We start from the raw sequence: 16,604 nt of genomic DNA, 5'->3' as shown, positions 1-16,604 counted from the left end.
TTGTTAATCCAACCCAGTATGACCTCCCTGTCATTCTGGGCTTTTTTTGTCCTGGCCGTGTTCTTTTTATTATTCCACAGATCACTTAGGATCTACTGTAGCCATTACTGATGAGGCTGGTGAGAAGCTCTGGAGTGCCGAGTACACACCCTTTGGGGACAAGGTTGTTATTGATAATCCAACAGGGCGTGATGACTTTGATTTTAAGTATACCGGTAAGGATTATGACCAGGAATTAGGATTCTATTACTTCAATGCCCGTTGGTATGATGCTCAGGCTGGTCGGTTTATTACGGAAGATCCTGCCAGGGATGGGTCTAATTGGTATTTGTATACGGCGAATAATCCGCTTGTTTTTGTTAATCCTAGTGGGTTGTTTTTTAAACGTAGTGGCAATGAATCTAAGAAAAAGAGTGTAGATACTGAAGATAAAAATAAAGATAAAGATGTAAGTGAAGCAGAACAGCGTGCTAGAGATCGATTAGAAAAATAAGCGAAAGATTTGAAGGATCTTCAAAAAAAAGAAGGAATTCTTAATAGGATTAAAGTAGCTTTTAAGAAGAATGCCCTAAAAGAGAATTTAAAAAGATATACAAGTAAGTACGATAGTGATTGGGTTAAGGAGAATACTACTATAATAATATAACAGTGACCAGAGGTTATTATGGTACTTTAAACCCCCAAGGTTTTGATGCAAAATTATCTGCTCACAATGTACCAGGAAATGGATGGTATAAAGATTATTTAGAACTGAGAGATGATTTCTATTTGCATCCTGATGCCAAAAAATGGATTTCAGATGAACCTTATAGTACGATAGGTAAACCATATTCTAAAGGATGTATAATACCGCATATAGGAGATTTTAATAATTTTACTAATGAAATGAAAAATTTAGGATATTCTTATGGTTATGGTAATTCTAGAGAGCAAATTCATGTAGAGATAAAATTATTTACTCAATTACAACAGAGCATATAAAAGGATGGCAATAAAATGACAAAAATAGGTAAATACATATTTTGTGCTATTTGCTTGTATAACTCTTCAATCTCATCTTGGGGGGGTGATAACTTTTTCCAAGGTAAAACATATTCGGATAGAGATATTCCTATAACTACATTAATATCGTTTAGTGATAGAAAAATAAGATTTGAAGAAAATGATTTTGATATGAATACTAGTACAGTAAATGAATATCAATATAGAATTGATGATACAAGTGGTATTCGCTTTCTAGAGTATGGAACAGAATATGATAAAAAGATGATTGTCATTGGTAATAAGTATATTATACTTTTATATGACTCTGATAATGATTATATATATAAAGGATATAAGCGATTTGGTGATACGCTGCCTGACTTATTTGGATTTATTGATTTTTTTTCCACGCAGTCAAGTTTAAAAGAAAGAACAAAAAACGGTATCAAAGTATATGGGGCAGAAAATTTATCTATTTCATCTTTACCTAATCCATGGGTTGAGGGAGAAACAGGAGATGGCATAGGTGTTGAAATAAATATTGATCTAATAAAGGAAGAGAGCAGTACCTATTACTTGTATTTTTCAAATGGTTATGTTTCTTATAGTCGACCAGATTTATATAAAAAAAATAATAGAGTGAAGAAAATCAGAATCAGTGATAATGCAAGTGATAATTATATTGATGTTACAATTCCAGACACACCAGATTTATTTAAGATAGATATTAATAATGTTATAGGCCTTAAAGGTATGACTATGACAATATTAGAGGTTTATCCTGGAACCATTTATAATGATACCTGTATTAATTATATCGGTGCTTTTATTAGTTATGATGGAAGAACTCATTAGTAGATATGAACTTCAAAATAGAGCTTATACTATTTTCTGTGCAAAGCGTGACTGTATTTTATTCGAGGTTGTAAATAAATCTGTGTAAAGCTCTAAATCTTTGATATAAAAGATAAGGAGCTTTTATTTTGAATGAAGAAGAACTCAACGAACTGCCCAACAAGCTGGCACAAAACTTAAAAAGTGAAAAAGACATTTCAGCAATGACCAGAATGCTGACAAATGTTTTAGATCTTTTCACTTGTTCAGACCTATTTTCCCAAAAGCATTGCTCCCAGGCAAATCATCCTGATTCTACCAAACCAGGAGCGCCCCTACCCATATAAGATATCCTATCTGTGAAGGGACTTGATTTCTCTTTCCGCTCGCATCACGGTTATTTGAACTAAAAAGATGACTATTATTCCACAGACCACTTAGGAACTACTGGTGCCATTACTGATGAAGCAGATGATAGTGGTAGTGGTAAAAAGTTAGTTGGAGATAGAAGTGGAGAAGGATGGCAAAAGGTAAAAGATATCTTTGGAGGACATAGTACTTCTAGTTCTGATGAAGATAGCGGTAAAGATTCTCAAACCGAAGCTCAAAAAAGCTTAGAGAAATTAAGTGCCGTTTATGAGGCTGCTTTAAACGCAACACCAACAATAGCAGTGGAAAAGATGAAAAATTATTTCACTAAGATATATCTGGAAAGCCAGATCAAAAGAGAGTTAGGTGAATATTTAGATAAGGGCTATGATGGTGTGTTACATTATGGAGTGGAAGGGGACAAACAAGGGCCCATCATCCAAATGCATATACGTATGGAAGAACAAATCTGCAACACTATAGTTCAACAAGAAAACCTTATAAAATCAACATACACATTAGGGATATGAGAGCTCTACATTTTTAAAAGGAGTAAATATGAAAAAGCAATTTCCATTAATACTAATAGGATTTATATGTATTCTAAATCAAGCTTACTCACAAGAACTGTTTAATAATAAGACCTTTATGTGGTCCAAAGGACCTCTTGTTAAAGAAATCTCATTTAGTAATGGTCAATTTTCATACAAATATACGAATTATGATGAGAACCCAATAAAAGTTGAAGAAATGAACAATATTACCTACCATATTGTTGATATTGAAGGAATTTCATTTATAAGTTTTGAAAATGAAAGATGGCTATTTTTAAGATCCTCGGATTTTCTTGTTCTATATAATAAAGACTCCAATGAACCATTTTTCTTTGGTGCATTAGATGTTCGAGATGCGATCGGTACAGAGGGATTTTATCGAGATGAGAATCTATATGATGTTAGTTCTTCTCTCAGTGAGAATATAAATGGTAAGAAAATTAATTATGGGGCAAATAATCTATATGATTTAGATCTTAATAAACCTTGGGTTGAAGGAGTTAATGGCTATGGAGTTGGAGAAGTTATAACAATAAATAATATTGCCTTTACAAATCTACAAATATATATTTATTTGTCTAATGGATTCGTTTCCTTTGATAAACCTCGTTTATATAAAGACAATAGTAGAGTAAAAAAAATAAAGATTACAGATATTGATACTAATTATAGTGAAGTTATAGATTTATCTGATACTCCTCAATTCCAGAAAATAATTATACCAAAAGGAATTGGTAGTAACCAATTAAAGATTGAAATTTTAGATGTTTATCATGGAATAAAGTATGATGATACTTGTATAAACATACTTGGAATTGTGGGTGTGGGGTATAATTAAAATGAATTTTTTTGACAATATCTGAAAATAATAATGAAATTATAACTCTGAAAAGCATCGCTCCAGAGGCTGTTAATAAAGCTCATTATATCAAAAATATTGAACTTTACACAAATTTATTTACACCCTCGAAACACCTCCAATGTATTCCCTATGTCTTGATCTTTCCCAATTTGCAGTACTGCCCCTATCCCTCAACGTCAATTGACAGTATCACCATTCTAGCCTGTCACTGTCACCAAATCAGCCTGTCACTGTCACCAAATCAGCCTGTCACCCTCCCACACCCACAAGTGTGGGTGACACCACCTGACAAGTGTGGGTGACATCAATCTCAAGTGGGAATTCCTAAGATCCCACCTATGCCTAGCTAAATTCCCCGTTAAGAATAGGGAACTCCTCATTTATCCTGTATGACCTCTCTGTAATTCAGGGCTTAATCATGCTCCATAAGGATTAGGAGTAGACGAGTTCAGAGCTGGCTTAAAAGGAAGCATTAACAGGTATGAATCCCCGGAGGTGGAGGTCGGCCAAAAATTTAATGGAGTGACAGTTGTTATGTGAAACTTATTCCTATGCCTTCTGTGATAATTACGAAGATAGGAACTTAGTCTTTGTTTTTGTGGAGAATTTATTATGGGGACTAAGGAAATTGCTTATGCTGTTACTTATGTGACTTTTGTATGTCAATAACATTAATTACAATTGGTGATTGGAGAATCTATTTTGAAGAGAACAACATCGATATGGAAGAGTATTTAATTGATATAAGAAACGATGTAGGGTTTCTCATTAAAACCGTTATATATGACAATAGGAGGATGTATGGCTAAAATCTGCCGACTGTTTTTTTTAATAATTATTCTTATTATGATAATCAGTTGTAAAAGTAGTGAAAAAGAAATAGTAGGTAAGTTTGACTTCAAGGATACATCTCTTTCTAGATTTAACTATGAATTTAGTTATATCTTGTATGACAGTGATATGAATATATTAATTCAAGAGCCAGTGGATATATATTTACTATCTTATTTTAAAATATCTATTATTGATAAAACTAAATTTCTTCAAATTTATACGCGAAGGGTTACAATACCAAACGAGAATGAAAATATTACTACAGATCTTATAGAGGATAAAATACACTCTATTGAAGATATTATTGGTACTGAACTTGTATTACATGTAATTTCATCGATAATCCCTGAACAGGGAATAAATGAAGTAAAAGAGTACAATAATGTTGAAAATATTGAGATCAAATGGTCAAAAAAGAAAAACATTGATTATTATTTTTTGGGGCTTTACAAAAGAGATGGTGATAAAGATAAAGAGTATTATTTATTTTTAATACCACGTGAAATAAATCATCTAAACTACAAACTAATGCAAAGTGCAAAAGAATTGGATTCATATTCTGATATTGAAAGAGAATCTAGTGTGTATCTGTATAAAAAAACTTTTAATGGAATACCAGATGGTGAATATTATTATTGGCTTACAGGTGTTCTTATTAACAATGGTGAGCGTAGACAGGTTGCTTTTCCCATAGAAAATAAAAGGAAACTAATAATTCATAATAAATAGGATATCTTTTAATACTTGTATATGCAATATATGTATATGCATGTATTATAGAGGTGATATGGAAGAATGGAAGACGCTCTCTGAATTAATTGGATTAAAAGTACATAGAATCAATACAACCTTACGAGTTTTATTACAATCAAAACTCAAACAGGCAGGATGGAATATAACACCTGAGCAATGGGCTACTATACATTTATTGATAGATCATTCCGGTATAAATCAAACTGATCTATCGGGGAAAATGTGTAGAGATCAAACTAGTGTCACACGTTTATTAGATGGACTACAAAAAAAAGGGTTAATTGAAAGAAGGAGAGATACACAGGATAAAAGAGTCTGGAATGTCTATCTTACAGATTATTCACTAGATAGGTACGAAGTAACAAAACCTTTTATTGACGAATACAATTCTGTGTTGTACCAGTCTCTAGAGGAACAGAAGGGTGTGGAATTTATTAATTTACTAGATGAGTTAACGGATTTTATTAGTAATTATACAGGAGAATGATGATGAATATTGAAGTGATCAATACAGCAAAAGGCGATCTGTCTCGGGCCTATCTTTCTGAAGAAGATAAAATAATTACTACTAGTGATTTTTTAAGTGTTTTGATGAGTTGTCCAACAAATACAATTGTATTGAATGATGCGTGCTTTTCTCCTGACTTCTTCGATCTAAAAACTAAACTGGCCGGAGAGTTTTTGCAGAAAGTCTCTAATTATAGAAAAAGACTTATAATACTAGGAGACTTTGCGAAATATCAAAGTCCATCTTTTAACGATTTTATCTATGAAAGTAATCTAGGTGGAAACGTGATATTCACAAAGGATATAGCTGAAGGGATCCATTATTTGAAATGATTTGTAAGAATTTGGTAGTTCTAATTCCCTTAAAATCGCAAAAAAAAGAGCTATTACAAAGCCTTTTGTAATAGCTCCCCTTCTTACTCTCGAGTAAGGTTTATTAGTTTCGACCAATACAGTTAAGGTCATTGAAAGCTTTTTCAACTCTTGCAGTCATAGAAGCTTGTCCTTCTCTTAACCATTTTCTTGGATCATAATATTTCTTATTTGGAGAATCAGGACCTTCAGGGTTACCTAATTGAGTCTGTAAGTATCCTTCATTCTTCTTGTAGTATTTAAGAACACCTTCCCATGTTGCCCACTGAGTATCTGTATCAATGTTCATTTTCACAACACCATAACCAATTGCTTCTCTGATTTCTTCTGTTGTAGAACCAGATCCACCATGGAATACATATGTTACAGGGTGAACATCAGATAAGTTGTATTTTTCTTTGATATATTGCTGACCAGCATCTAAGATTTTTGGAGTAAGTTTAACGTTTCCTGGTTTATATACACCATGAACATTTCCAAAAGCAGCTGCAACAGTGAAGTTAGGGCTGATTTTGTTTAATTCAGAATACGCATAGTCAATTTCTTCTGGTTTTGAGTAAAGTTCGGCAGGATCTCTATCAGAGTTATCAACTCCGTCTTCTTCTCCTCCAGTAATACCTAACTCGATTTCCAAGAACATTTCTAATTTTGACATTCTTTCAAGATATTTAGTAGATATAGCAAGATTGTCCTCAAGTGTTTCTTCAGAAAGGTCAATCATATGTGAACTAAATAATGGTTTTCCATTTTTCTTGTAAAACTCTTCACCAGCATCTAGTAATCCGTCGATCCATGGAAGAAGCTTCTTAGCACAGTGGTCAGTATGAAGAACAACTGGTACACCATATTTTTCAGCTACTAAATGAACATGCTGAGCTCCAGAAATAGCTCCTATGATCTGAGCTTCCTGGCCTTCAGCTTTAATGCCTTTACCAGCATAGAATGCAGAACCACCGTTTGAAAATTGAATCATTACAGGTGAGTTAACTTTTGAAGCAGCTTCTAATACAGCATTTACTGAGTCAGAACCTACACAGTTAACTGCAGGTAATGCAAATCCTTCTTTTTTACAGATTTCAAATAAAGTCTTCAGGTCATCGCCATAAACGACACCTGGTTTAATGTGATCTAATACTCCCATCCTTGAATTCCTTTCCTAATTGTAGATTTTTGCACCTATAGAATATAATAATTTTAACCCCTATAAGTAAAGGCCTAGGTATGTTTTACCAAATAAAATTAGAGGATAGCAAATTGGCTCATAAACAGAACAGTGGAATAGTATTTGATCTGGATGGAACATTAATTGATAGCGAAAGGCTAGCCCTTGGAATATGGATAAATCTTTGTAAAGAAAAAGGATATCTTTATCAGGAAAAGGATTTTGTCCAAATGATAGGTAAAGACAGCTTATCTTGTAAAAATATCTTATGTGTTGCTCTGTCGCTAAAGTCTGATGAAGTTGACAACTTATGGTCAGAAGCTGTTTCCAGATATCAAAGTTTGATGCAAACAGAGGTGAGATTAAAGACTGGTGCAATGGAGCTTATTTCTTGGGCAGGGACTCAAGGCATCCCCATGGCGATTGCAACGACAACAGAAAGTATGTTGGCCAATAAAATTATTGAGAATCTGAATCTCAATAAATGGATTAATTCCTGGATCTGTGGTGATCAAGTAGAGAAGAAAAAGCCTTTTCCAGACATCTATTTAAAAGCTGCTGAACTTCTTGATATAGATCCAAAGTTCAGTTATGCCATAGAAGATTCCCGTGTAGGTATAAAAGCGGCTCATAGTGCTGGGTTCAATACTATCTTTGTTCCTGATGTTCTGCCTGCTTCTGAGGATATGAAAACTTACATAGGATGCTCTTTTGGTGATTTGAATGAAGTATTAGTGAGGATGAAGGGGGTATTTAGTGAATAAATAAATAAACATCTAATTATAGCACGTTTTTTTTAAAGAAAAGGTAAAAAAAAGTTTTACTCTTTTTTTTATAAATCGTTTACACTTTCCCCATGAGTAACGAACAATATAAAGGTCTGCTTTCTCGTCTTACTGGAAGACCAGGGATTGTTGGACATCAAGAATTAAAACACTCTTGTGTACTTGTTCCTTTTCTGTTTGAAGATGGGATGGCAAAAATATTATTTGAAAAAAGAGCGTTCAGTATTAGACAAGGCGGAGAAATTAGCTTTCCTGGTGGTATGGTTGAGCAAGGTGAGTTTGAAAACACCGCAGATACAGCATTAAGGGAAACAATGGAGGAATTGAATCTGGACAGTTCCAAGATTGTGATTGATGGTAGATTTGATAGCCTTATTACTCCAGCGGGATATATGGTTGATATCTATATTGGAAGATTGTTGGTGCCCCGGGTGTCTGACATAAATCCAAGTCCTAGCGAGGTGGAATCTGTCTTCACTATACCTGTAGGTGAACTAATATCCCATGAACCAGAGGAATATAAAATACGTGTAACAGCCCATGCAAAAGATCAAGAAGGGAATGAAATATTTCCGGCAAAGGAATTGGATGTTCCAGATCGTTATTGGAGCCACTGGGAATTAGAACGTCAGCCTATCTATTTGTATAAAACTGATTATGGTCCTATATGGGGAATAACAGCAAGAATCATTAGAGAAGTATTAAAAAACTGGCCCGTGTCTTAAATATGGATAGCACCTTGATTCGTTAAAGAATCAAGGTGTACTTAATAAATCAACAATGTCTTCAGGACGAGCTATATCATCTCTTCTTTTAGCAGGGAGTGCTTTTTTAATTTCTGAGGAATGCATCCCCATAACAATCTTTATTTCTTCAGAAGTAAGATTGGTTATGATCTTAAAACAGTCGTTTACTGATATCACATCTCCATGATCAAAGATTCCTTCTACATTAATAACACCAGATGGTAGTAGGCTCTTATGACGTCGAAGAGCTTCGATGGCACCTTCATCAATGGTTAGCTTACCTTTGGGTGTCGAATTAATGATCCATCTTTTTTTATTTGAGATTCTTTCTTTGGCTAAGAAATGGGTACCGATTTCTTCCCCATTGATGATTCGGGGAAGGATGTTCTCTTCTCTCCCATTGGCAAGAATGACTTGGCAACCGGCTTTATCTGCGATTTTGACAGCCTTTAGCTTGGTTAACATACCACCAGTTGAAAACGTGCTTCCTTTACCTTTTGCCATTTTCATAATATCAGCTGTGACTTCTGTCACGAAGTGGATAGGGGTAGCATCGTCATATACTTTGGGGTTTTTGTCATACAGGGCATCAATATCTGACAATATGATCAACAGATCCGCATCCATTTTACTGGCAATATGAGCACTTAAGCGATCATTATCCCCAAAAACCTTTCCGATTTCTTGTGTAGAAATATTATCATTTTCATTGAAGATAGGGACAACATCCAGTTTTAATAAAGCCTCTACTGCTGTTTTTAAGTTTAAGTAAGACTTTCTTTGATTAAGGACTTCCTTCGTGATTAGGATTTGCCCAATTGAGATATTATAAGATTTAAAGGCTTCCTTATAATGATTCATCAATATGGGTTGCCCGATTGCTGCACAGGCTTGACGTAAATCAATACGAGTTACTTTATTTGTAATGCCTAGCTCTAAGGCTCCAAAGCCAATAGCCCCTGAGGTTACTATCAAAGGGGTAATTCTTTTTTCTTTTAAAATGGATATCTGTGCAGCTATCTGCTTTAGGTAGGAATCATCGATCTTTCCATTTTTGTTGAGCGTATTTGTGCCAATCTTAATAACGACAGTTTTAATATCATCCAAGTTTGTAATCATAGGGATTTATGTGTAAAGGTCCTTTTTCCTGATGTGTAATCTTCTACAATGTGTCCGTGACCTCTCAGTTTCCATTTGTAAATAAGAAGACCTTCCATTCCTACTGGACCTCTTGCATGAATTTTATTGGTGCTAATTCCCACTTCTGCACCTAATCCATATCTAAATCCATCACTGAATCTTGTAGAGCAATTCCAGAAGACATCTGCAGAATCAACGGCATTTAAGAAAAACTCTGCTTTTTCTACATTGTCTGTAATAATTAGTTCTGTATGACCAGAGGTGTACTTATGGATATGAGATATAGCTTCGTCCATATCTTCTACGAGCTTTATTGACAGGATTAAGTCTAAATACTCTGTTTTCCAGTCCTCTTCTGTTGCTTGCTGGCAATCAATAATATTCCTGGTTTGTTCACATCCGCGAATCTCAACATTCCTGGCCTCTAGTGCCTTCTTCAACTTGGGTAATACTCGGGGCGCAATAGATTTATGTATGAGCAAAGTTTCTAAAGCATTACAAACAGCGACGTATTGTGTCTTCGAGTCTACAATAAGACTAATCACCATATCTTCATTAGCTTCCACATCTATATAGGCATGTGTAATACCATCTGCATGGCCCAATACGGGAATATTGGAGTTGTTCATTATATATTGAACAAATTCATTGGATCCTCTTGGGATAATTAAATCTATTTGTTTATCCAAAGCAAGCATTTGTTTGACATCATCTCTGGTCTCTATGAGATTGATCCAGTCTGAAGTAATACCTGCTTTCTTTGAGGCTTCTTTTATAATTTCTGTTAGGATTTTATTGGTATTTATCGCTTCTGAGCCGCCTTTTAGGATAACCCCATTGCCGCTTTTTAGACAAAGTGTTGATATCTGTACTAAAGCATCAGGCCGTGATTCGAATATCATGCCAATAACGCCTATAGGACAACTGACCCTCTCAAGAATAAGGTCTTTATCCAATTCCTTTTTCTCAAGGGTTTTATTGGAAGGGTCTGGTAGTTTAATAAGGCTAAGAATGCCCTCTTGTACTTGTTCAATCTTGCTTTGATCGAATTTGAGTCTTTTAATAAGGGGTGCGGCGAGATGATCAGCAGTTGCTGTCTTAAGGTCGCATTCGTTAGCTTCCATAATAGAACTTTTTCTTTCTGTAAGTAATGTGTTTATATTATTCAATACTTCATTTTTTTTAACAGAGTCTATCGCTGTCAATTCATTGGATGCTGCTTTTGTTCTAACCGCAAGTTCTATTACAGTCATAATTCCCCCTATCTATTGATAGTAATATTGATCAAAAGATAACAGTTTTGGATAAATAATCCTAGAGTCCTAAGCTTATTCGATTAATGAGATCAGCAAGGGCGTGATCATTGTGATGATTCACTTCTATGTGGGCTTTTAGCTTTAAATCAGGATGGGCATTAGCCACAGCAGCCTTAATTTGTCCTACTTCGAGAAGGGAAATATCATTCGGTTGATCTCCAATAGTGTATACTTTTTTCCCATCCAGGTTAGGAGAATTGTTTATGAGAAATTCAAGGGCTTTCCCCTTTGTGGCTTCTACCGGAAGAATTTCAAGATAATACTGATGACTGAAAATTGGATTATAATTGGTATACTTACGCAGGATATAATCCCTGAGTTCTGTTAGTTTATCATTGGTACTGGCAAAGATGATCTTCATCCAGGGTAGGGGAAGAGAGTCTATTCTACTATGCTTTAATGGTATGTTTTCGATATCAAATTGATCTGTTGTATAATCACTTGAATTTAATATTACTGCCATCTCATCTTTGTAAGTCTGTATGCCCATCTTGGGATATTTATTGGCAATATCTTTTACCATGGGAAGAATATCCACAGGTAAATCCACCTGAAATAAATCTGTATCTTTTGTGGGATCATACACTCGACAACCATTACCCAGGATAACTGGTTGAGTAATAGGAAGTTGTTTTATATAGGGTTTAGCAGAGTATCTGGTTCTACCTGTTGCGATAGTGAAATCCCCGCCATTCTTCACAAAAAAATCTATGGCCTCCAGGTTTTCCTGACTAATCTTATGCTGGTCATTCAATAATGTACCATCCAGGTCTGTAATTATAAAAATATTATTAAAGTCATTCATGATCATTCCTCAAGTAAATCGTTTAGAAAATGTTTAATGTCAATAAAAATCTGCTCTTGTAATTCATCACTTTCTAAAAATAGTAAATGATCAGCATCTTCGTATCTTTGGTATTTAAGGTCTGTGTAGTGCTTTTTTATCCAGGAATAATTGTATTCACTATCTACAACAGTGTCCTTCGCTCCCTGAAGTAACAAGGTAGGTATATCTGTTGTCGGATAGGTATCATTCCAACTATCCCATTCTACTAAAGCTTCCATCCATGTTAAGGGCATTGTTTTGGTTTGCAGGGGGTCATTCTTCCCTTTATCTATTAACTCTTTTCTATAGGAAAAGCGTCTGGGAATTCGATTAACTACCGAATCAAATATATTAACGGCAGCAGCACTGGGTCCCCAAAGGTAGCTTCTTACAAGAGGAGCAGCCAAGACAATTCCCTTCAATGGGCTATGTTTCTGGGATAATGTGTATTGTATAATGGTAGCACCGCCCAAACTATGTCCTATGGCAACAAAGGGTAAGTCTTTCCAAAGAGGATAAACAGTGTCGATAACTTTTGAAAACCCATAACCATATTGGGTGAATTCATCGATGTGACCAGGTGTCCCATCAGAAAAGCCATGTCCATAATGGTCATACAAAACAACAATATAATTTTCATTAATGAGAAAGTTTGTTAGCTGAAAAGTCCAGGCAGAATGTTCTAAGTATCCATGACTAACAGCAACGACTGCTTTCGGCTTTTTAGGTTGGAAAGATTGAACAAATAGGTGACCATAATCAGTTGATATAAATCCATATCGATAGGTTGTCTTTTCGTAGGGTAAATAAAAATTATCCAGATACGTTCTTAATTCTTTACTTATGGCAGAATTTCCCGTCTGTAGATAGGAGGGCATATTCTCTAGTATTGCCATCTTATCATTGTTATCAAAGGCATAGAGATGAAATACACATCCTAAATAGATAAACAACAATATGTATATTCTTTTTTTCATTGGTCTATTGTGCCAATTATAGAAGTATGAGTAAAGAAGGCTAGAGTCATTATCTAAAATATAGTTAATTCTGTTTTGCCTATCCCTATGACATCCCCTTTATTTAATTTGACGTATTTATTTTCAGGTATGCTTTGATTATTAAGAAAGGTTCCATTTGTACTGTTGAGATCCTTAAGATAAAAAACTTCTTTTATTTTCTGTATTAAGGCGTGATTCCTTGAGGCTAGTTTGTCTTCTATAACAAAGGTATTGGTGCTGTCTCTTCCTAAAGTAATGATTCCAATTAAGGGGAATTTTCTTCCTTTAAATTGGATAGTTCTTTGTTCTTTCCTAATAACTTTATTTAAGTGCTTACCAATATTACTATTTGAAATAATAGTTTCATCTTTCATTACATGTAACCTCTCGATCTCATTATATCGTTTATTTCTATGTCCTCCCAAACAGTTTCATCAAAAAGTTTACTTATTTCTGGCAAATAAAAATCTTTAGAACTAGACTTTAGTGTATTCAGAATCAAATAGGGAGTCTTGATATAATGGAGAACGGCCTATCAACAAAAACTAGCCACTATTTGACATTCACCCTCGATGTGGAAAGCTACGCTATTGATGTTATAAAAGTTCGGGAAGTGTTGGAGTTTTCTGAGTTTACTCGAGTTCCGCGTATGCCTGATTTCATGAAGGGTGTGATTAACTTAAGAGGAAGTGTCGTACCTATCATTGATCTTAGGTTGAAATTTGGTTTAGAGGAAGTCGATAAAACTGTTGATTCCAGTATTATCATACTAGAGATTGAATATGATGATGAACTTTTAACTGTTGGGGCCATTACAGATTCTGTTCAAGAAGTAATCGAAATCCCTTCTTCTTCCATTGAGCCGGCACCTAAAATCGGAACAAAATTAGATACACAATTTATTTATGGTATGGGTCGGCAGGGAGAGGAATTTATTGTCATTCTAAACATAGACCGAATCATGACTTCTGAAGATATAGCCGCGATGGGTGTTACAGATCAAGTTGAAGAAAAGGAAGAGGAAGAGGGTGATGATAACCAAGAATGAAGAGAACACTTATACCTTTGAAGGCGATTTTACTGTAGAAAACATAGTAGATCTTTATGAAGAAATAACCGCTTTAGATATTAAGGAAGAAGATTTTGTTATTGATTTAACCTCTGTAAATAGGTTTGATACCACTTTTTTTCAGCTGTTGATATCATTAAATAAGACATTGGAAGAACATGATAATAAAGTCCTTATTAGTGGAACTCTTTCAGAAGACATTAGGGACGCTATTACTGTATTAGGTTTAGGTGTTGATTTGCCAGGGGAAATGGAAAGGTTTCCTCTATTCGAAATACTTAAAGAATAAGTAAAGGTGAGAAGATATTGGATAAGTTTAAGGAAGCTTTCAAGGAAGAAGCTATTGAGTTGTTAGGAACTCTAGAAGATGACTTACTTAAGTTGGAACAAGATCCCCAAGATAAGGATACTTTGTTTGCTGTATTTAGAGTTATGCATACTATTAAAGGCTCTTCGTCAATGTTTGGTTTTGAGAAGATATCACATTTTACCCACCAAGTTGAAACGGTAATGGAAGAGTTAAGAAATGGAGAAATACCTGTTACCGAAAAGCTAATTGACCTAACTCTTCGTTGCCGTGATCAGATTTATGCAATGCTCGATGAAGATACTCCTGAATTGGATAAGTCCGCTCAAGAGCTTATTGTTGTTATAACCAATTTAGTGGAACAACGTAGTGAAAATCCTGATGAGGCTCCTGAAGTAAAGGAAGACGGAGATCCTGTCGTTGAAGCTGTTAAAACAGAAGAAGAGAAGCTTCCTGAAGAACCAGAAACAGAACTAACAATAAAGGAACCTGAAAAAGAAGAGGTTCAAGAGGAAGACCCAGTTAATAAGGATGTTACTTATCGAATAAAATTTCATCCCTCACCTGAGTTTTTCCTAACTGGATCTCGTCCTCTGTTAATACTTCAAGAATTACAAGAGCTAGGAGAGTATTCTTGCAGAACTATTCATAAAGAAGTTCCCTCTTTTGATAACTTAAAACCAGAAAATAATTATTTGGCTTGGGATATCCTTGTTACAACCAATAAAGGGAGGACCCTTGTCGATGATGCTTTTATTTTTTTAGATGCCGCTTCCGAGTTAGAAATAACTGAAGTCCATTGTGAATTAATACCAGGTACAGAACCCCGTATAGGTGAGATACTTGTAAAGAATGGAGTGGTTGAAGCGGAGACCGTTAATGAGGCTCTTAAAGGGCAAAAGAAAATTGGCGAGGTTTTAAAGGATCATCAAAAGGTTTCTGAGGAAGATCTTAATACAGCATTATCTGAACAGGAACATATAAAGAAAGTCATCGAGAAGAAGAAACCTGCCAGTAATAGTTCATTACGGGTATCATCGGATAAACTTGATAAATTAGTAGATTTGGTCGGTGAGCTGGTAACAGTTCAAGCCAGGATTGCCCAAATTGCCGATCATGAAAGAAATACTTCCTTTGCCTCCGTTTCCGAAGAGTTAGAACGTCTAACAACGGAATTACGTGATAATGCCATGATATTACGAATGGTACCCATTGGTAGTACCTTTACTCGTTTTAATAGACTAGTTAGAGACTTAGCTCAAGATTTGGATAAAGCCGTCCTTATGAATACAGAAGGTGGGGATACTGAGTTAGATAAAACCATCATTGAAAAACTAAACGATCCTCTTGTCCATATTATACGTAACAGTATAGATCATGGTATTGAGACACCCCAAGAGAGGGAGGCAAAAGGTAAAAATCCTCAGGGGACTGTATGCCTTAAAGCGGTACATCAGGGAGCCAGTGTCTCTATAATAATTGAGGATGATGGTAATGGACTAGATAAGGACAGAATCCTTAACAAAGCTATTGAAAGGGGGCTGGTTAATGATGGTAATGGTTTGTCCGATGAAGATATCTTTAGGTTTATTTTTGAACCTGGGTTTTCGACTGCCAAGGTTGTCTCCAGTGTAAGTGGAAGGGGTGTTGGCATGGATGTTGTCAAACGCCAGATTGAAGCTCTTCGAGGTAAAATTAAAATAGAAAGTGTCTACAATCAATTCACACGTATAACCCTCTCTTTTCCCTTAACTCTCGCCATTATTGAAGGGCTTCTTGTTCGTATTGGATCTGAGTATATGGTTATTCCTTTGTCTTCTGTCATAGCCTGTGTTGACTTAACAAAGGAAGAAGTAGAGAGCCAGAAAAACCGGAGATATATCCTTTTTAGAGATGAGATCCTTCCTTATATACATCTTAAAAAATTATTTGAATTTGAAAGTGATAATAGAGATATCGAACAGGTTGTGGTTATCAAGTCAACTCAGGATCTTGTTGGCTTTGTCGTTGATGAAGTCATTGGGGATTATCAAACTGTTATTAAAACATTAGGTCCTCTCTACCAGGATTTAGAAGGTATCAGTGGTGCCACTATTTTAGGTAATGGAAGGGTCGCCCTGATTGTTGATGTAGAAAAAATATCTGAAATAGCCCGTCATAACTCAAAAGAACATCAAAAGGTGTAG

Annotated in this window: 20 protein-coding genes; 14 read left to right on the top strand and 6 right to left on the bottom strand. The window is 35.1% G+C overall.

What is annotated here, in order from left to right; genetic code table 11:
• Nucleotides 1-46 precede the first annotated feature (46 nt).
• The 9 genes from K345_RS0101310 to K345_RS0101260 all read left to right on the top strand — a co-directional run bounded on the left by K345_RS0101310 (nucleotide 47) and on the right by K345_RS0101260 (nucleotide 6,030).
• On the top strand, nucleotides 47-493 hold the full coding sequence (locus K345_RS0101310; RefSeq protein ID WP_028972639.1) for an RHS repeat domain-containing protein: 447 nt from the start codon (nucleotides 47-49) through the stop codon (nucleotides 491-493).
• 155 nt (nucleotides 494-648) lie between these two features.
• On the top strand, nucleotides 649-981 hold the full coding sequence (locus tag K345_RS0101300) for a hypothetical protein (protein ID WP_028972638.1): 333 nt from the start codon (nucleotides 649-651) through the stop codon (nucleotides 979-981).
• A 15-nt stretch (nucleotides 982-996) separates the two neighbouring features.
• Entirely contained in the window at nucleotides 997-1,839 is an 843-nt protein-coding gene (locus tag K345_RS22000) for an NADase-type glycan-binding domain-containing protein (RefSeq protein ID WP_053227960.1), read from the top strand.
• 128 nt (nucleotides 1,840-1,967) lie between these two features.
• A complete protein-coding gene (locus K345_RS0101290; RefSeq protein ID WP_028972637.1) occupies nucleotides 1,968-2,165 on the top strand; it encodes a hypothetical protein in 198 nt (65 codons plus the stop codon).
• A gap of 333 nt (nucleotides 2,166-2,498) precedes the next feature.
• Entirely contained in the window at nucleotides 2,499-2,717 is a 219-nt protein-coding gene (locus K345_RS0101285) for a hypothetical protein (RefSeq protein ID WP_028972636.1), read from the top strand.
• Nucleotides 2,718-2,745: 28 nt separating this feature from the next.
• The gene (locus tag K345_RS0101280; RefSeq protein WP_028972635.1) at nucleotides 2,746-3,579 is read left to right on the top strand and encodes an NADase-type glycan-binding domain-containing protein; all 834 of its coding nucleotides are present in this window, start codon (nucleotides 2,746-2,748) and stop codon (nucleotides 3,577-3,579) included.
• Nucleotides 3,580-4,404: 825 nt separating this feature from the next.
• Complete coding sequence (locus tag K345_RS0101270) at nucleotides 4,405-5,166, top strand: hypothetical protein (protein ID WP_028972634.1); 762 nt, start codon at nucleotides 4,405-4,407, stop codon at nucleotides 5,164-5,166.
• A 40-nt stretch (nucleotides 5,167-5,206) separates the two neighbouring features.
• Nucleotides 5,207-5,677: a MarR family winged helix-turn-helix transcriptional regulator gene (locus K345_RS0101265; RefSeq protein ID WP_083963571.1), complete on the top strand. Its 471-nt coding sequence runs from the start codon at nucleotides 5,207-5,209 to the stop codon at nucleotides 5,675-5,677.
• A gap of 2 nt (nucleotides 5,678-5,679) precedes the next feature.
• On the top strand, nucleotides 5,680-6,030 hold the full coding sequence (locus K345_RS0101260; RefSeq protein ID WP_028972632.1) for a DUF4180 domain-containing protein: 351 nt from the start codon (nucleotides 5,680-5,682) through the stop codon (nucleotides 6,028-6,030).
• A 103-nt stretch (nucleotides 6,031-6,133) separates the two neighbouring features.
• Here the strand turns inward: K345_RS0101260 and fbaA are convergent, their stop codons facing one another.
• A complete protein-coding gene (gene fbaA / locus K345_RS0101255) occupies nucleotides 6,134-7,210 on the bottom strand; it encodes a class II fructose-bisphosphate aldolase (RefSeq protein ID WP_028972631.1) in 1,077 nt (358 codons plus the stop codon).
• A gap of 113 nt (nucleotides 7,211-7,323) precedes the next feature.
• Here fbaA and K345_RS0101250 point away from each other — a divergent pair, with 113 nt between their 5' ends.
• A complete protein-coding gene (locus tag K345_RS0101250; protein WP_028972630.1) occupies nucleotides 7,324-7,995 on the top strand; it encodes an HAD family hydrolase in 672 nt (223 codons plus the stop codon).
• A gap of 92 nt (nucleotides 7,996-8,087) precedes the next feature.
• Nucleotides 8,088-8,741 carry an NUDIX hydrolase gene (locus tag K345_RS0101245; protein ID WP_028972629.1) on the top strand — a complete coding sequence of 218 codons (654 nt, stop codon included), beginning with the start codon at nucleotides 8,088-8,090 and terminating at the stop codon, nucleotides 8,739-8,741.
• Nucleotides 8,742-8,771: 30 nt separating this feature from the next.
• On the opposite strand, the gene proB is transcribed toward K345_RS0101245, so the two are convergent.
• From proB to K345_RS0101220, 5 genes are all read right to left on the bottom strand, one after another.
• Nucleotides 8,772-9,881 (bottom strand): glutamate 5-kinase, encoded by a 1,110-nt coding sequence (gene proB / locus K345_RS0101240; RefSeq protein ID WP_028972628.1) that lies wholly within the window; start codon nucleotides 9,879-9,881, stop codon nucleotides 8,772-8,774.
• Complete coding sequence (locus K345_RS0101235; protein WP_028972627.1) at nucleotides 9,878-11,155, bottom strand: glutamate-5-semialdehyde dehydrogenase; 1,278 nt, start codon at nucleotides 11,153-11,155, stop codon at nucleotides 9,878-9,880. Before K345_RS0101235 ends, proB begins: the two co-directional genes overlap by 4 nt.
• A 61-nt stretch (nucleotides 11,156-11,216) precedes the next feature.
• Nucleotides 11,217-12,023 carry a Cof-type HAD-IIB family hydrolase gene (locus K345_RS0101230; RefSeq protein ID WP_028972626.1) on the bottom strand — a complete coding sequence of 269 codons (807 nt, stop codon included), beginning with the start codon at nucleotides 12,021-12,023 and terminating at the stop codon, nucleotides 11,217-11,219.
• 2 nt (nucleotides 12,024-12,025) lie between these two features.
• Nucleotides 12,026-13,021 carry an alpha/beta fold hydrolase gene (locus K345_RS0101225; RefSeq protein ID WP_083963568.1) on the bottom strand — a complete coding sequence of 332 codons (996 nt, stop codon included), beginning with the start codon at nucleotides 13,019-13,021 and terminating at the stop codon, nucleotides 12,026-12,028.
• Nucleotides 13,022-13,074: 53 nt separating this feature from the next.
• Nucleotides 13,075-13,416 carry an FHA domain-containing protein gene (locus K345_RS0101220; RefSeq protein ID WP_037570729.1) on the bottom strand — a complete coding sequence of 114 codons (342 nt, stop codon included), beginning with the start codon at nucleotides 13,414-13,416 and terminating at the stop codon, nucleotides 13,075-13,077.
• A 146-nt stretch (nucleotides 13,417-13,562) separates the two neighbouring features.
• On the opposite strand from K345_RS0101220, the gene K345_RS0101215 reads away from it, so the two are divergent.
• Genes K345_RS0101215 through K345_RS0101205 form a run of 3 tightly spaced genes read left to right on the top strand, consistent with a single transcriptional unit; the run spans nucleotide 13,563 to nucleotide 16,604 of the window.
• Entirely contained in the window at nucleotides 13,563-14,090 is a 528-nt protein-coding gene (locus K345_RS0101215; RefSeq protein ID WP_028972623.1) for a chemotaxis protein CheW, read from the top strand.
• Nucleotides 14,074-14,400, top strand: coding sequence for an STAS domain-containing protein (locus K345_RS0101210; RefSeq protein WP_028972622.1), 327 nt, complete (start codon nucleotides 14,074-14,076; stop codon nucleotides 14,398-14,400). The genes K345_RS0101215 and K345_RS0101210 overlap by 17 nt, the downstream gene beginning before the upstream one ends.
• Before the next feature lie 17 nt (nucleotides 14,401-14,417).
• Nucleotides 14,418-16,604, top strand: a complete 2,187-nt coding sequence (locus K345_RS0101205) for a chemotaxis protein CheA (RefSeq protein ID WP_028972621.1) — start codon at nucleotides 14,418-14,420, stop codon at nucleotides 16,602-16,604.

Origin of the sequence: Spirochaeta cellobiosiphila DSM 17781 (assembly GCF_000426705.1) — a bacterium.
GTDB classification, from domain to species: Bacteria; Spirochaetota; Spirochaetia; order DSM-17781; family DSM-17781; genus Spirochaeta_E; species Spirochaeta_E cellobiosiphila.
This window is presented reverse-complemented; position numbering and strand designations above follow the sequence as displayed.

What these genes read in the sequence shown, in the direction of transcription:
- K345_RS22000 (WP_053227960.1), top strand. Translation starts at nt 997, where the DNA reads ATGACAAAAATAGGTAAATACATATTTTGTGCTATTTGCTTGTATAAC.
- K345_RS0101285 (WP_028972636.1), top strand. Translation starts at nt 2,499, where the DNA reads ATGAAAAATTATTTCACTAAGATATATCTGGAAAGCCAGATCAAAAGA.
- K345_RS0101280 (WP_028972635.1), top strand. Translation starts at nt 2,746, where the DNA reads ATGAAAAAGCAATTTCCATTAATACTAATAGGATTTATATGTATTCTA.
- K345_RS0101270 (WP_028972634.1), top strand. Translation starts at nt 4,405, where the DNA reads ATGGCTAAAATCTGCCGACTGTTTTTTTTAATAATTATTCTTATTATG.
- K345_RS0101265 (WP_083963571.1), top strand. Translation starts at nt 5,207, where the DNA reads ATGTATTATAGAGGTGATATGGAAGAATGGAAGACGCTCTCTGAATTA.
- K345_RS0101260 (WP_028972632.1), top strand. Translation starts at nt 5,680, where the DNA reads ATGAATATTGAAGTGATCAATACAGCAAAAGGCGATCTGTCTCGGGCC.
- fbaA (WP_028972631.1), bottom strand. Translation starts at nt 7,210, where the DNA reads ATGGGAGTATTAGATCACATTAAACCAGGTGTCGTTTATGGCGATGAC.
- K345_RS0101245 (WP_028972629.1), top strand. Translation starts at nt 8,088, where the DNA reads ATGAGTAACGAACAATATAAAGGTCTGCTTTCTCGTCTTACTGGAAGA.
- proB (WP_028972628.1), bottom strand. Translation starts at nt 9,881, where the DNA reads ATGATTACAAACTTGGATGATATTAAAACTGTCGTTATTAAGATTGGC.
- K345_RS0101235 (WP_028972627.1), bottom strand. Translation starts at nt 11,155, where the DNA reads ATGACTGTAATAGAACTTGCGGTTAGAACAAAAGCAGCATCCAATGAA.
- K345_RS0101230 (WP_028972626.1), bottom strand. Translation starts at nt 12,023, where the DNA reads ATGAATGACTTTAATAATATTTTTATAATTACAGACCTGGATGGTACA.
- K345_RS0101225 (WP_083963568.1), bottom strand. Translation starts at nt 13,021, where the DNA reads ATGAAAAAAAGAATATACATATTGTTGTTTATCTATTTAGGATGTGTA.
- K345_RS0101220 (WP_037570729.1), bottom strand. Translation starts at nt 13,416, where the DNA reads ATGAAAGATGAAACTATTATTTCAAATAGTAATATTGGTAAGCACTTA.
- K345_RS0101215 (WP_028972623.1), top strand. Translation starts at nt 13,563, where the DNA reads ATGGAGAACGGCCTATCAACAAAAACTAGCCACTATTTGACATTCACC.
- K345_RS0101210 (WP_028972622.1), top strand. Translation starts at nt 14,074, where the DNA reads ATGATAACCAAGAATGAAGAGAACACTTATACCTTTGAAGGCGATTTT.